The 338-nt window shown below is 58.6% G+C and carries 1 protein-coding gene; it reads right to left on the bottom strand.

Going from position 1 to position 338, the window contains the following annotated elements; all coding sequences use genetic code 11:
* Positions 1-333 (bottom strand): transposase (locus HJ536_RS20730; RefSeq protein ID WP_177159287.1); only part of this gene is annotated, 333 nt, incomplete at its 3' end.
* Positions 334-338 lie beyond the last annotated feature (5 nt).

The following is a 338-nucleotide window of genomic DNA, read 5'->3' as shown; positions in this document are numbered from 1 at the left end:
TAGCCGTAGCTCCAGGGCCTGCTCGGCCACGACCTCTTTCAGATCGCGGGCCTCACGGCGAAGATCTTTGACCTCGGTCGATGTCGCTGCACGCACGGTGTCACCGGCGAGGCGCTTCTTGCCAGCTTCGAGGAACTCCTTTGACCAACTGTAGAAAAGGCTCTGTGCAATGCCCTCACGGCGACAAAGCTCAGAAATGCTGTCCTCGCCCTTCAGGCCGTCCAGCACGATCCTGATCTTCTCTTCCGCTGAATACTGCTTGCGGGTGGCGCGTCGGATATCTTTAACGACCTTCTCGCCGGGGCTCTGTTTGGTTCCGGGTTTCTGTCTCATCTCCA

The organism is Donghicola mangrovi (genome assembly GCF_013377535.1).
Classification (GTDB): domain Bacteria; phylum Pseudomonadota; class Alphaproteobacteria; order Rhodobacterales; family Rhodobacteraceae; genus Donghicola; species Donghicola mangrovi.
Note: the sequence above shows the minus strand (reverse complement) of the source record. Positions and strands in the feature narration are given on the sequence as shown.